Raw genomic sequence first — 281 nt, 5'->3', positions numbered from 1 at the left:
GGACAGCATCAATCAGGTCGGCCAGGAGATGACCCGGCGCAACCTCAACATCCAGCCGACCTTAACGCAACGGCCGGGCCTGCCGGTTCGCATCATCGTCAACCGGGATCTGGTGCTGCGGCCGTACCAGCCGCTGTTCTTCAACCGGGGGACTTCACGATGAGCACGACCAAGAAGCTGCGGCTCGGCCCGCTGCCGAAGACCGAGAGCACCAAGCTGACTTTCGTTTGCCCGACCAGCTTGAAAGTCGACCTCGACCGCTACGCCGCGCTACACGCGCA

General features: G+C 63.3%; 2 protein-coding genes. Both read left to right on the top strand.

The annotated features are described in order from the left end of the window. The first annotated feature begins 7 nt into the window (after nucleotides 1–7). Entirely contained in the window at nucleotides 8–163 is a 156-nt protein-coding gene (locus AC1RPT_RS08005) for a TrbI/VirB10 family protein (protein ID WP_481763023.1), read from the top strand. Further along, nucleotides 160–281 (top strand): DUF2274 domain-containing protein (locus AC1RPT_RS08000; RefSeq protein ID WP_481763022.1); only part of this gene is annotated, 122 nt, incomplete at its 3' end. The genes AC1RPT_RS08005 and AC1RPT_RS08000, both read left to right, overlap by 4 nt.

The organism is Dellaglioa sp. CoH-56-MRSF-11, assembly GCF_056782135.1.
Note: the sequence above shows the minus strand (reverse complement) of the source record. Positions and strands in the feature narration are given on the sequence as shown.